Here is a 13582-nt window from a genome sequence, read left to right on the forward strand (position 1 = left end):
ATCAGGGGACGAAGGTGGGCATGGCGGCCCAGCCGCGGACCGCGGCTGTCTCGGACGGCACGGCGTTGGGCCAGTCGACCTCCCACTCCGGGAAGCGTTTGAGGATCTCCTCCATGGCGATGCGCAGTTCCAGGCGGGCCAGCGCATTGCCCATGCAGAAGTGCGTTCCTGCACCAAATGTCATGTGCCCCTGCTGTTCCCGGTGGATATCGAAGACATCCCCGTTGTGGAACCGCCGCGAGTCGCGGTTGGCCGCGCCCACCAGCAGCAGCATCGCCGAGCCCTCCGGCACGGTGTGACCGTAATACTCGACGTCGCGGGTGACGTAACGGGCAAGCTGCAGCGCCGGCGGCTCCCAGCGGAGGATCTCCTCCATCGCCCGCGGAATCAGGTCCGGGTTCTGCACCAGGTCCCGTCGCTGCTCCGGCACCTCGGCCAGGGTCTTACCGGCCCAGCCCAGCATCCGGGTGGTGGTCTCCGAGCCGGCGGTCGCAATGACCGTCAGGTACAACAACAACTCATCGCGACGCAGCTTGCGCACCGTGCCGGTCTCGTCCTCGAACTCGGCGTTGAGCAGGTCGGTCATGATGTCGTCGGACGGATTCTCAGTACGCCAGTCGACGAACTCGGCAAACACTTCACCGGTGGCCAGCGAGTCGACCTTGTCCTTGTTCAGAGTCTCTTCGCCGTGGTCGGTGATGGCTTGCTGCCGGTCCTCCGGGATACCCAGCAGCATGCCGATCACGCGCATCGGCATCTGCTCGCCCAGATCGTTGACGAAGTCGAAGTTCCCAGTGCCGACCAGCGGATCCAGGCATCGCGTGGTGAACTCCCGGATCTGCGGCTCGAGCGCGAGCACCTTGCGGGGCGTGAAGACCCGCGACAGCAGGTTGCGGTGAATGTTGTGGATCGGCGGGTCCTCGAAAATGAGCGTGCCGGGCGGCATCTCCATGCCCGACTTGATGAGCTCCAGCAAAGCCCCGCGGCCGGATATGAAGGTCTCGTGGTCGATGACGCCCTTGTTGACGTCGTCCCAGCGGCTCAGCGCGTAGAAGTCGTGTTGCTCGTTGTAGTACAGCGGCGCCTCCTCCCGGAACCGCGCGAAAACCGGGTAGGGGTTCATGTTGAGGTCGATGTTGTACGGGTCGTAGTACAGATCGACGTCGGTGGGAACAGTCATGCGATCGACTCCAAGAAGTGGGCACGCGGAAAGCGACTCAGGACATCGGGTTGGCTGCGGGTGCGATTTCCTGAACGCGACGAAATGTGCTGGGCACCTGCTTAGCAGACCCGTTATCGTCCGGTCAAGGATTTGTCGAGAATTCGACCGCCGTAACGAGGAGTGCGGTGCGCCGGCCAGAAGCTCGGAACGCTCGACACCATGGCCGGAAACCGGCTGGCTGCCAACATATTCGGCGACTCCCGATTCGAGCCATCCTGGATGAGCCTGCACACCGAGACGCTGCGGGGAGTAGTGTCGCGGACCAGTTCGGTCCACACTGGAGGGAAAAGGCATGTCTGAGTTGCGTTTTGACGGCCGGGTCGCGATCGTGACCGGCGCGGGCCGCGGTATCGGGCGTGGTCACGCCCTGTTGCTGGCCCAGAAGGGGGCCCGCGTGATCGTCGCGGATTACGGAGTCGATGCGACGGGCAACGGGACGTCCTCCGCCCCGGCCGACCAGGTGGTGCAGGAGATCAAAGATCTCGGCGGGGAGGCCGTCGCGTGCTGCGCCTCAGTGGCCGAGGAAGACTCGGCGACGTCGATCATCGACACGGCCATCGACACATACGGCCGACTGGACATCGTGGTGAACAACGCGGGCATCCATGACCCGGCGAACTTCGACGCGCTCTCGCTCGGACAGTTCCGCAGCATGCTTGACGTGCACTTCTTCGGTGCGCTCTACCTGATCCGGGCCGCCTGGCCGCACTTTATCTCGGCCGGATACGGCCGCATTGTGAACACCGTCTCCGAGGCCATGCTCGGCGGCGTTTCGGGCCTGACCAGCTACGCATCGGCCAAGGGCGCCGTCTACGGGCTGACGCGAAACCTTGCCACCGAGGGACTTCCCGCGGGCATCCGGGTCAATGCCGTTGCGCCACGCGCCTACACGCGACTGTCGGCCGACCACTGCGACAGCCTGTCGCAGCTCTACGGATTGCCCGAGGAGAAGATTCAGCAGGTCAACGCGAGCATGCCGCCCGAGTTGTGCGCCCCGGCAGTCGCCTATCTGGCGCACGAGGACTGCCGACTCAACGGCGAAATCCTCCAGGTCGGGATGGGTGGCGTCGCACGGATGGCTTTCGTCGCCACGAAGGGGCTACGCGAGACCGGATTGACCGCGGAAAGTATTGCAGACAACATCGACACCGTGCTGGCCATCGACGGCGCCCAAGTCCCGACCACCGACGACATCTTCGGTGCGCTACGCGCAAAGTGATGCTGACAGAACGCCTTTGAGCAGCGCTTTCAACCCTCGGTGAGCCGCGGCCGTTGCCCGGTGAGCGATTGGGCGTGCTCGAGTATCCGGGCGCGCGTACGTGGCTGCGCGACGGCGAGCAGGCAGATGTCAAAAGCGTGCAGAGCGCCCGCGCGCAGCCCGGCGTCGTCGAGTTCGCCGGCGGTCCACCGACGTTGCAGATGGAACAACACCATCGCGGCATGCTCGGCCAGCAGAGCCGGTTCGATGTCGTCGCGCAGTGCACCCGCCCTGGTCGCGGCACCGATCTCCGCGACGATCAGATCCCACCCCGTCCAGCGCACATTGACCAGGTCAACCAGACGATCGTCCATGACGACGGCACGGACCACGGCCTTGGGCACCTCTGCCACCGTCTTGTCGATCGACACGGCGATCGCTTCCCAGATGCGTTCGATCGGATCTGTCGCCGACAGGTGGTGAACCGCGACGTCGATGCCGTCCAAGGAACTTTGGACCAGCGCGGTGAGCAGGCCATCCTTGTCGCCGAAGTGGTTGTAGAGCGTGCGGACACTCACCCCCGCTTCGTTGGCCAGCCGCCGCATCGAAAGTTGCTCGAGGCCGTGCGTCTCGATGTAGGTGCGCGCGGCGTCCAGCACGTGTCGACTCGTGCGCTCCTGAACCCGCGACTTCATGCCAAAAACCCTAGTCAATGCGTCGAGCAGACCGGGCGGGCCCCGATATTTGCCACGATAGGGCAAAAGTAGAACACCGTTGCAAAACGGTCGGTTGTCGTTTAGCGTTTTCCTTCGAACGCCCAGACCGCCGCCCTGCAGCGGTCTCCGCAGGGCTTCTCCAGCCGCCCGGACGAGGGGAACGCATGTCGCTAGATCAATCCGAAACTGTCGGCAGCCTTGCCGCTGACCAGCGCTACGTCACGGTGTCGATCGACAGTCACGTCGGCCCATCGGTCAAGGACCAGCTGCGCCCATACTGCGACGCGAAGCACCTCGATGATTTCGACCGTTTCGTCGCCGAGATGGAGAGTCAGGGCCTGTTGTCCTGGCGGTCCTCGGAAGCGAAATCCGGTGCGAAACAAAGCTGGTCGCTGGGGAAGTCCCAAGCCGAAAGAGGCAAGACGCAGGCACAAAAACTCGAGAAGGCCGAGGCGGAGAAGTTCGGCAAGCAGGCCGGTATCCGCAACGCCGACCAGGTCGGAGCCCGGTTCCTGCAACGCAGCTACGAGCACAGCCTCGCGCCGGGCCTCCAGGACCATGACGCGCGCATCGCCGACATGGACGCGCAAGGCGTTGCCGCCGACGTCATCTTCCACGGTGGGCTCAACGGCCAGTCGATCCCGTTCTCGACCACCGGCCTGATCAGTTGGGGCGACACCGCCTACGACTACCTCGAGAAGGTCGGGGTCCGCATCTACAACCGGTGGCTGGCCGACTTCGTGTCGCTGGCCCCGGAACGGCACGCCGGCATCGCACACATCCCGATCTCCGACCTGGACGCCTGCGCCAAGGAGGTCGAGTGGGCGGCCGAGGCGGGCCTGAAGGGCATCAACCTCCCCGCGCCGCGCGGCGACTTCCCGATGCTCAATGACCCTGCCTGGGAACCGCTTTGGGCCGCCTGCAACGAGACCGGCATGTCGGTCAACACGCACGGCGGCGGCGGCGAGCACTACCCCTACGAGGGGCAGGGCGCCCAGATGATGTACATGATGGAGACACCGTTCCGGACCCGTCGGGGTCTGTGGGTGATGATCTTCAGCGGGGTGTTCGAACGCTATCCGAACCTGAAACTGGTCCTCACCGAGCAGTGGGTGGACTGGGCGCCGGCCGCGATGGCCGACATGGACGGGCTCTACCACGGCCCGACCGGGGCCGCGATCCGCGCGAAGCTGCCGAAGCCACCGTCGGAGTATTTCCGTCGAAACTGTTACATCGGGGCAAGTTTCATGTCGAACGCCGAGGCGAAGCTGTCGGTCGAGCACGACCTCGTGGACAACGTGATGTGGGGTGACGACTACCCGCACGCCGAGGGGACGTTCCCCGACACCCGCGAGGCCATGCGGTTCACGTTCTCCGATATCGACCCCAAGTACACGCAGAAGTTCCTCGGTGAGACCGCCGCGGACCTGTACGGCCTCGACCGCGCGAAACTCGCCGAGGTCGCCGCGCGCATCGGCCCCACCGTCGGCGAGGTCGCCACCCCCTACACCCTGCCCGAGGATGCCGTCGTCGGCCTCTATGCCTTCCGCACCGGGCCGGGCATCTTCATCTGAGCCGGCTCCGCAACCACCGGTCGATGCCCAATCCCGCTGCCTACCAGGAGTTTATCCACCATGGATGAGATTACCGGCCTGAAGTCTCCGTGCCGCTTGGTCACCCCCGAGGAGGTCGAGCATCTCAACCAGCACGGCTGGGTGAAACTCAAGCGCTTCGTCGATCCCGATGTCCTGGCCAGGATGCTCGAACTGGCCCAGGACAAGATGGGCGCCGATGCCGACAGCAATCCGATGAAGGCCGACATGGCCCCGGCCGCCGACGGCGAGGCCAAGGGCGCCCTGGCGTACTTCAACGCCGAGCGCAGCGGTGGCCTATCCAACCCCGTGCTGCGGCCGCTGATCGACGAGATCGGCAAGAGCGCGACGCGGCTGTTGGGCCGACGGAACAACGACGGGACGCCCGTCGGAACCCGCTACTATTCGGACTTCTTCGTCCCGAAGCTACCCTCCACCAAGTCATCTCGGCACGGCGGCAACGGCGCCACCGCCTTCCACCAGGACTACATTACGTTTGCCGTCGACCGAACCGGCGGTATGACCTTCTGGATTCCGCTCGAGTCGTACGGACCGGAAGCCGGCACCATGTCGTTCGTCAACGGGTCGCATCGCGCCGGGGTCATGGGTGACTACACCACCTACGGCGGCGGGGACGCGCTCGAGACGTTCCCGGAACTGCGCGAGCTCGAGATGAGCGAGCAGATGGACTACGAGTTGGGTGACATCACCGTGCACACCCACCTCACCATTCACGGCGCCGGTGCCAACATGATGGACCGCCCCCGGTGGGGCTATCTGTTGATCGTCCAGCCCGCCGACGTCTGCTGGAACGGATCACCGTGCCCCAACTTCGACACCAGCGAGATGGTGCCGTGGCAAGCATTGAACGACGAACGGTTCCCGCTGATCGGCTGACCAGTCGATCACTTTGCGCGCCGCTGACCACCTCGCCCATAAGGATGCCCCGTTGACTACCGCCGCACCGCTGCCCAACAGCAACTTCATGCAGGCCTGCTGGGTGGTACCCGACCTGCGCCCCGCCATCGAAACCTGGTCCCGAACAACCGGTGTAGGCCCTTTTTTCTGGTTCGACGGGGTCGATTGTGTCAACGGACGACACCGTGGTGTGCCGGCCGAGTTCCCGACGGTGACCGCCGCGATCGCCTACGCCGGCGATCTGCAGATCGAACTCGTCAGCCAGGACAACGACGACCCCGGGGTCTTCCGCGACCTGTTCGGCAGGGGGCAATCCGGCCTACATCACATGGCATTGGTGTGCACCGACTACGAATCCGAGCGCGACGCCTACATCGCGGGCGGTGCCGAACTGGCCTTCGAGGGGCAGGTGGGCAACAGCCGCACCTGTTGGGTGGACACCACCCCCACGCTCGGATTCATGATCGAGTTGCTCGAGCCGAGTCCGGTCCGCGAGAAGGGATTCGCCGCGATGCGCGCCGCCGCCGAAGCCTGGGACGGCGTCGATCCCATCACCAGGTTCTGAAATGGCCGCACCCAGCCGGCGAGAACCCCGGTCCCGCTGATGGAGAACATCGAGCCGGCAACGTTTCCGCAGACGTTTCCGCAATTGCTCGCGCAGGTCGTCACCGAGCGCGCCGACCACCCCGCGCTCCTGGTCGCCGACGAGGCGCTCACCTACCGGGACCTCGACGAGCACACGGGCCGGATGGCGCGCGCGTTGCTGGCGATCGGCGCCGGCAAGGGCACCCGGATCGCGCTGCTGGCCCCCGACAGCGTGCTGCTGCTCACCACTTTCTATGCCGCCCTGCGCATCGGTGCGCTGGTCACCCCGATCAGCACGCTGACGACCCCGAGCGAACTGGCCCACATCGTCCGCACCAGTGATGCACAGATCCTGATCGCTGTGCGGCGCTTCGGTTCTCGCGATTTCGGCAAGAACCTGGCAGCGGCCCTGCCGGGCGTCGATCAGGCCGCCGCGCACGCGCTCCGCCTCGAGGTCGCACCCTATCTGAGGTCGGTGTGGTTCGACGACGTGACCGGCCTGCCGTGGGCCGGGTCGATCGCGGACCTGCACGCCCGCGGCGAAGGGCCGGCGGCTCCGGACGCCGCACTGCTCGCGGCGGTGGAACGCGAGGTCGTTCCGGGCGACGACGCCTTTGTCGTGTACACCTCGGGATCCACGGCCACCCCCAAGGCGGTGGTGCACGGGCAGTGGGCGACCGCCCGCCAGCCTCCCGTCCTGGCCACCTACTTCGACGTGCAACGCGACGACCGCACGCTGTCGCTGCTGCCGGCCTTCTGGATGGGCGGCATCTCGGCGGCCCTACAGGTGCTGAGCACCGGAAGCACCTTGATCTATCCGACCGCTCCGGACATCGACGTCATCCTGGACACCATCGAACGGCACGCCGTCACCAACATCGTCATCTGGCACCTGCTGGCCAAACTGCAGGCGGCAGCCAACGATCGCGGGATCGACCTCAGCGACATCAAGATCACCACCGGCCCGACCTGGGACGAGCACGGCGACCCCATCCCCCGCCACCTCCAGACCCGGATGCTCGGGATGTCGGAGAGTTTCGCGCCGCACAGCGCTGAATCGGTGACCACCCGACTGCCCGAATCCAAGGCCGGCGCCGCCGGACGCGCCGTGAACGGCATCGAGCGCCGTGTCGTCGACCCGGAGACCGGAATCGAGGTGGCCCCCGGCGAGGTGGGCGAGCTGCAACTGCGCGGGGGCGCGCTGATGACCGGCTTCTACAAGGTGGCCCGCCAGGCGGTGTTCACCGCCGACGGGTTCTTCCCCACCAAGGACCTCGTCCGGATCGACGACGACGGCTATGCGTTCTTCATCGGTCGGATCAGCGACATGATCAAGACCAACTCCGCCAACGTGTCTCGGCTGGAGGTCGAGGTGGCGCTGAACGCCCTGCCGCAGGTCGAGCTGTCGGTGGTGGCGGGGCTCCCCGATCCGGAACTCGGCGAGCTCGTCGTGGCGGCGGTGGTATGCGCCGAGGGCAGCGATCCGACCGAGGCCGAACTGCAGGCGGCACTGCGCGAGACGCTGTCCGGCTACAAGGTTCCCCGGCGCATCGTCTTCATCAACCACGACGACATACCGAGGACACCCACCGGGAAGGTGCGCCTCTCCGAGGTGGCCGACATGGTCGCGGCACACCTCGAGGCGCGGGCACCGCTGGACCACGCGGCTTCGGCCGCGGGCTGAAATCACCGACAGGAGAAGCAACATGACCGAGCAGGCGGCGCAGGATGCGCCACCCAAGGCCAGCCCTTCCGCCGAAGACATCGTGCTGTACGAGAAGGACCCGAAGACCAAGATCGCGACGATCACGCTCGACCGCGCCGATGAACTCAACGCGATGACCATCGACGCCCAGCACCGCTACGCCGACCTGATCCACTACGCCGGTGTCGACGACGACGTGAAAGTGCTGGTCATCCGGGCCAACGGGCCCAACCTGGGCAGCGGGGCCGACCTCGCGGAACTGATGGACACCATGGCCGGCCGCGGCGAGGGCACCATGAACCACGCCGTGCGCGTGCCCGAGGACGCCGATGTGGTGTACCCGCCGGAGGGCACCTACCGCCGCCGCGCGACCACGGTCCAGTACTACACCGACCCGAGCGCCGGCATGCGCAGCCTCCAGGACTTCAAGAAGATCAGCATCCTGGAGGTGCGCGGTTACTGCTACGGCTGGCACTTCTATCAGGCCGCCGACGCCGACATCGTGATCGCCTCCGACGACTCCCTGTTCGGCCACGCCGCATGGCGCTACGCGGGATTCGCGGCCCGGCAGTGGCAGTGGTGCAACACCATGGGTGCGCGCAAGTTCATGGAGATGGTGTTCACGGGACGGCCCTTCACCGCCAAGGAAATGTACGACTGCAACTTCATCAACGCCGTCGTGCCCTTCGACGAACTCGAAGCGATGACGGAGAAGTACGCGCTGGCCTGTTCGCGGAGCCGGCCCACCGACACCGTGTTCGCCCAGAAGACCTTCTTCGAGATCTACAAGCAGCACCAGGGCGAATACATGGGCAGCGTCGTTGCCGGATTGCTCGAATCCACGCTCGATGCGCTGCGGCCTGACCCCCAGACGAACTCGATGGAACTCGACGAAGCGACCCTGGGCCGCCTCACCGACACCGTCCGTGACAACGACGGGCAATTTCCCCCGGACTGGCGATTGAGCCGGCGGGGCCGGGCTGCAACGTAGGGCGGAGGGCGACCATGCTGGAGATCACCAACGCCAAGCTGTTCGACGGACGAAAGCTGCTGCCCGGCAGGCACAGTGTCACGGTCGAGGGGAATACGATCACGGCAGTTGACGGACCTGCCCCGGCGGCATCCGGATCGCCGTCGACGACCGTCATCGACGCCCAAGGCATGACGTTGCTGCCGGGGTTGATCACCAGCCATCTGCATTCGGACTTCTTCAAGTTCAACATCGCCGACGGCGATCGGCTGGGCAAGGAGCGTCCGCCGGGTGTCCTGATGGCGATCGGCGTTCGGACCTGCCGCGTGCTGCTGGAGAGCGGGTTCACCGGGTTCGCCGGGGCGTCGTGCTCCAACGACATCGACGCCCAGCTCAAGATGGCCATCGCCGAGGACATCATTCCCGGTCCACGGATCCGCGCCTGCGGGCACCACCTGGGCACCACCGGCGATATGAACAACGGCGGACGGTGGTGGAAGGCCTACCAGACGCCCGGTACGGACGTCTGCGCCGATGGCCCGGATGCGTTGTGCACCTTGGTCCGCCAAGAAATCAACCGGGGCGCCGAAACCATCAAGATCTTCGCCAGTGCGGGGCACGGACAACCACACCGGACCACCCGCAACATGTCTCGCGCGGAGATCGCATCGATCATCGAGACCGCGCACGAGCGCGGCGCCAAAGTCCGTGCGCATGTCGCCGACAAGGCGATGATCATGGAGTGCATCGAACTCGGCCTCGATGTCGTCGACCACGGTGATGAGATCGATGACGAAGTCATCGCGGCCATGGTCGAATCGGGAACCTTCTGGGTGCCGAGTCTGATCTTTCTCCGGAGCGTCCTCGAACTCGGCTACGGAGAGGCCATGGGCGTGCGGCGCGAGCAGTACGACCACGTGCGCGCCATGCTGCCGGCCGCGCAGGCAGCCGGGGTTCGCATCCTGATCGGCGATGACTACAGCGGGGTGTTCCGCGATCTCGTGGCCGACGATCCGCTCGACCACCAGGTCGGAAACTACGGACGCGAGTTCGCCTACTACGCCCAGATCGACGGGTTGACCACCGAAGACGTGCTCGGTTGGGGAACCCGCAACGCCGGCCAGTTGTTGGTGGATCCGCCGGCAACGGTCGGCGTGATCGAACCCGGCGCGTTGGCGGATCTGATCATCGTCGACGGCGACCCCGTCGAGGATCCGTCGCTGTTGGCACGGCCGCGCGAGGCTTTGCGGACCGTGATTCGCGACGGTGTCCCGGTGATCGACCGGCGGGGCCAGAGCACCTCCGACCAACCGCACGTGGAACTGGACAGCCTGTCGGCCCGGTAGCCGGCACGACATTGCAGAGACGAGGAACAGTGTCCACAGCAGCACCGCAGAAGGTTGCGTTCATCACCGGCGCCGCGTCGGGAATCGGTCGCGCCGCCGCCGAGTCCTTCGTCCGGCGCGGCTACGCCGTGGCGCTCGCCGACGTCGACGAGGAGGCCGGCGCCAAGACCGAGGCCGAACTCAGCGCCTGGGGCACCTGCACTTTCGTGCCCTGTGATGTCACCGACGACGCCGGGGTCGCGCAGGCCGTGGCGCATACGGTCGCCGTGTACGGTCGTCTCGACGCGGCGTTCAACTCGGCTGGGGTGGATGGTGAACACGGGAAACTGACCGCCGAGGCCACCATGGCGAACTGGAACCGGGTCATCGCCGTCGACCTCACCGGCACCTGGTCGTGTCTGCGCTACCAGATCCCCGCGATCATCGATTCCGGCGGCGGAGCCATCGTCAACTGCGCCTCGGTCGCCGGCCTGCGGGCGGCCCCCACCGTCTCGGCCTATACCGCCGCCAAACACGGGGTGGTCGGACTGACCCGGGTCGCCGCCCGGGAGTACGCGAGCGAGGGCCTGCGCGTGAACGCGATCTGCCCCGGCACGGTCGATACGCCGATGTTCCGCGAATCGATGACCCCCGATGTGGTCGAAACCCTGCTCGCCGCAGCACCTATCGGACGGCTGGCCGAGGCCACCGAGATCGCCGACATCGCCCTTTGGCTGTGCGCCGATGCCCCGGGGTTCCTCACCGGTCAGGCAATCGCCGTCGACGGCGGCATGGGGGCCTGAACGATGAGCCAGCGCACAACGGAGACCGAACGCCCGGATCCGCCGGGCCCATCGAAGGGAACAGCCCAGTGTCCACCGACCAGTTGACGCCCACCGGCCACGTCTACTACGACCCCTACGATCTCGACATCAACCGCGACCCCTATCCGACCTTCCGTCGGCTCCGCGATGAGGCGCCGCTGTATTACAACGAGCGCCACGACTTCTACGCCGTCAGCCGATACGACGACGTGGCAAAGGGATTGGCCGACCGCAACACGTTCAAGTCCGGTCGCGGCAACATCCTGGAGCTGATCAAGTCGGGCATCGAGATGCCGCCCGGCCTCGTCATCTACGAGGACGCGCCGACGCATGCCATCCACCGCAAACTGGTGTCGAAGATGTTCACCCCCAAGACCGTCGCCTCGCTCGAGCCCAAGATCCGGGCGTTCACCGCGGCGTGCCTCGACCCGCTGGTGGGGTCCGCCCGGTTCGACATCATCAGCGAGTTCGCCGCCCAGATGCCCATGCGGGTGATCGGCATGCTGCTCGGCATCCCGGAAGAGGATCAGGAACACATTCGGGACCGCAGCGACGCGAACCTGCGGGTGAAGCCCGGAAAAGCGATGAAGTTCAAGGAGAACAGCCTGGTCCGCGGCGGGGTGTTCGCCGAATACCTCGACTGGCGGGTGGACAACCCGTCCGACGACATCATGAGCGAGTTGCTGCACCTTGAGTTCGTCGACGAGACCGGCACGCAGCGGCGCCTGACCCGCGACGAGATTCTGGCCTACGTCCAGGTGGTGGCCGGCGCCGGCAACGAAACCACCACCCGACTGATCGGCTGGACGGCGAAGGTGCTCGCCGAGCATCCCGATCAGCGTCGCGAGCTCGTCGCGGACCCGTCCTTGATCCCCAACGCGGTCGAGGAGCTTCTGCGCTACGAACCGCCGGCCCCGCACATCGGCCGATACGTCGCCGCCGACGCCGAATTCCATGGCCAGACCGTTCCTGCGGGCAGCGCCATCCTTTTCGTCGCCGGCGGGGCCAACCGCGACGAGCGGGTGTACGACGACCCCGACCGGTTCGACATCCACCGCAGGATTCCGTCGCTGCTCACCTTCGGGCTGGGCGCTCACTTCTGTCTCGGCGCGGCGCTGACTCGACTCGAGGGCCGGATCGCGTTGGAGGAAATGTTGATTCGCTTCCCGGCGTGGGAGGTCGATCTCGACGCCGCGGAGATGTCGCCGACATCCACCGTCCGCGGATGGGACACGCTACCGCTTGTCGTCACTTGATTTGTCATAGCGTGATTCGTCATAGCGTGATATCGCGCCGGTTCGATTCTGATTCATCACTGGAACAAGGAGAACAATGAGTGCCGAGGAAGTAGTGCGCGCCGAGATCGCCGCGTGGGGCCGCAATGACGTCGACGAGGTCATGAGCCATTTCGCGGACGATGCCACGTTTTTCATCGGGCCCGAATATCCGGAACTGGCCGGCCGCGACGCGATCCAGCAGATCATGAAGGCGTTCTTCGCCCGCGGAAAGTGCGTGGACCTCGAGATCCGCCATCTGGCCGTCACCGGGAACGTGGTGCTGATGGAGCGGTTCGATCACTGGATCGTCGAGGGCAAGCAGAAGAGCTGGCCGGTCATGGGCGCCTACGAGGTGAGGGACGGCAAGATCACGGCCTGGCGCGAATACTTTTTCACCCCGCCGGAGGACTGACGCCTCAGCTATGTACCATTCGGTCCATGGCTGAGCTGCATCCGTTCGACCGGGCGATGACCTTCGAGCCGGCCGACGGGGCGCTGCGCGGCCGCACCCTGCCGGAGTGGGCCAACATGGTGGGCCCGTTCGGCGGGATCACCGCGGCCGCCGTGCTCCGCGCGATCGAGACGCACCCCGACCGGCGCGGCGAACCGCTGGCCCTGACCGTCAACTACCTGGCCCCGATCGTCGACGGTGAGTTCCGGATCGCCGCCCGCGCGGTCCGCACGAATCGGTCCAACCAGCACTGGCAGGTCGAACTGTCCCAGGACGGGGAGCCCAAGACCACCGCGACCGCGGTGTTTGCCGCCCAGCGCGACACCTGGTCGGACTCCGAACTCATGATGCCCGAGGCGTCGGCCCCCGAGAGCCTGCCCGCCCCGGACGCACCGGCCATGGTGGTCTGGATCGGCAACTACGACCTGCGGTTCGTCGAGGGCGCCATCCCCGGGCCCGACGACGGGCCCAACCCCTCGTCGACCACCACCCTGTGGGTGCGCGACCGGCGCGGCCGGGCCCTGGACCACGCCGCGCTGGCCGCGCAGTGCGACATCTTCTACCCGCGCACCTTCTTGCGACTCGGCGCGTTCGGGCCCGCCGGGACCATCAGCTTCACCGTGTACTTTCACGCCGACAGCGCCGAATTGGCCGCGGTGGGCGACGATTACGTACTTGGCAGCACCCGGGCCAACCGGTTCACCGGCGGATACTTCGATCAATCCGCCGAGCTCTGGTCGCGTTCGGGGACACTGCTGGCCACCACCCACCAGCTGGTGTACTACAAGGCCTGACCGGT

Annotated in this window: 13 protein-coding genes; 11 read left to right on the forward strand and 2 right to left on the reverse strand. The window is 66.1% G+C overall.

The features are described 5' to 3' along the window. Window position 1: 1 nt before the first annotated feature. Window positions 2-1180 carry a cytochrome P450 gene (locus EL338_RS23710; RefSeq protein ID WP_126335978.1) on the reverse strand — a complete coding sequence of 393 codons (1179 nt, stop codon included), beginning with the start codon at window positions 1178-1180 and terminating at the stop codon, window positions 2-4. Between the two features lie 334 nt (window positions 1181-1514). On the opposite strand from EL338_RS23710, the gene EL338_RS23715 reads away from it, so the two are divergent. Next, window positions 1515-2441: an SDR family NAD(P)-dependent oxidoreductase gene (locus tag EL338_RS23715; protein WP_126335979.1), complete on the forward strand. Its 927-nt coding sequence runs from the start codon at window positions 1515-1517 to the stop codon at window positions 2439-2441. Between the two features lie 29 nt (window positions 2442-2470). On the opposite strand, the gene EL338_RS23720 is transcribed toward EL338_RS23715, so the two are convergent. Further along, window positions 2471-3079 (reverse strand): TetR/AcrR family transcriptional regulator, encoded by a 609-nt coding sequence (locus EL338_RS23720; RefSeq protein WP_163791909.1) that lies wholly within the window; start codon window positions 3077-3079, stop codon window positions 2471-2473. Window positions 3080-3300: 221 nt separating this feature from the next. Between EL338_RS23720 and EL338_RS23725 the strand changes: the two genes are divergently transcribed. From EL338_RS23725 to EL338_RS23770, 10 genes are all read left to right on the forward strand, one after another. Then, window positions 3301-4710, forward strand: a complete 1410-nt coding sequence (locus EL338_RS23725) for an amidohydrolase family protein (protein WP_163791911.1) — start codon at window positions 3301-3303, stop codon at window positions 4708-4710. Between the two features lie 60 nt (window positions 4711-4770). Continuing rightward, window positions 4771-5625 carry a phytanoyl-CoA dioxygenase family protein gene (locus EL338_RS23730; protein WP_126335982.1) on the forward strand — a complete coding sequence of 285 codons (855 nt, stop codon included), beginning with the start codon at window positions 4771-4773 and terminating at the stop codon, window positions 5623-5625. Window positions 5626-5677: 52 nt separating this feature from the next. Beyond that, window positions 5678-6211, forward strand: a complete 534-nt coding sequence (locus tag EL338_RS23735) for a VOC family protein (protein ID WP_126335983.1) — start codon at window positions 5678-5680, stop codon at window positions 6209-6211. Window positions 6212-6250: 39 nt separating this feature from the next. Beyond that, entirely contained in the window at window positions 6251-7915 is a 1665-nt protein-coding gene (locus tag EL338_RS23740; protein ID WP_126335984.1) for a class I adenylate-forming enzyme family protein, read from the forward strand. Window positions 7916-7937: 22 nt separating this feature from the next. Further along, window positions 7938-8927, forward strand: coding sequence for an enoyl-CoA hydratase/isomerase family protein (locus EL338_RS23745; RefSeq protein WP_126335985.1), 990 nt, complete (start codon window positions 7938-7940; stop codon window positions 8925-8927). 14 nt (window positions 8928-8941) lie between these two features. Continuing rightward, on the forward strand, window positions 8942-10252 hold the full coding sequence (locus tag EL338_RS23750) for an amidohydrolase family protein (protein ID WP_126335986.1): 1311 nt from the start codon (window positions 8942-8944) through the stop codon (window positions 10250-10252). 29 nt (window positions 10253-10281) lie between these two features. Beyond that, complete coding sequence (locus tag EL338_RS23755; RefSeq protein ID WP_126335987.1) at window positions 10282-11034, forward strand: SDR family oxidoreductase; 753 nt, start codon at window positions 10282-10284, stop codon at window positions 11032-11034. 68 nt (window positions 11035-11102) lie between these two features. Then, on the forward strand, window positions 11103-12311 hold the full coding sequence (locus EL338_RS23760; protein ID WP_235666271.1) for a cytochrome P450: 1209 nt from the start codon (window positions 11103-11105) through the stop codon (window positions 12309-12311). A gap of 76 nt (window positions 12312-12387) precedes the next feature. Further along, window positions 12388-12744: a limonene-1,2-epoxide hydrolase family protein gene (locus EL338_RS23765; RefSeq protein WP_126335988.1), complete on the forward strand. Its 357-nt coding sequence runs from the start codon at window positions 12388-12390 to the stop codon at window positions 12742-12744. A 26-nt stretch (window positions 12745-12770) separates the two neighbouring features. Continuing rightward, window positions 12771-13577 (forward strand): acyl-CoA thioesterase, encoded by an 807-nt coding sequence (locus tag EL338_RS23770; RefSeq protein ID WP_126335989.1) that lies wholly within the window; start codon window positions 12771-12773, stop codon window positions 13575-13577. Window positions 13578-13582 lie beyond the last annotated feature (5 nt).

The sequence above is a fragment of the Mycolicibacterium chitae genome (assembly GCF_900637205.1).
GTDB lineage: Bacteria > Actinomycetota > Actinomycetes > Mycobacteriales > Mycobacteriaceae > Mycobacterium > Mycobacterium chitae.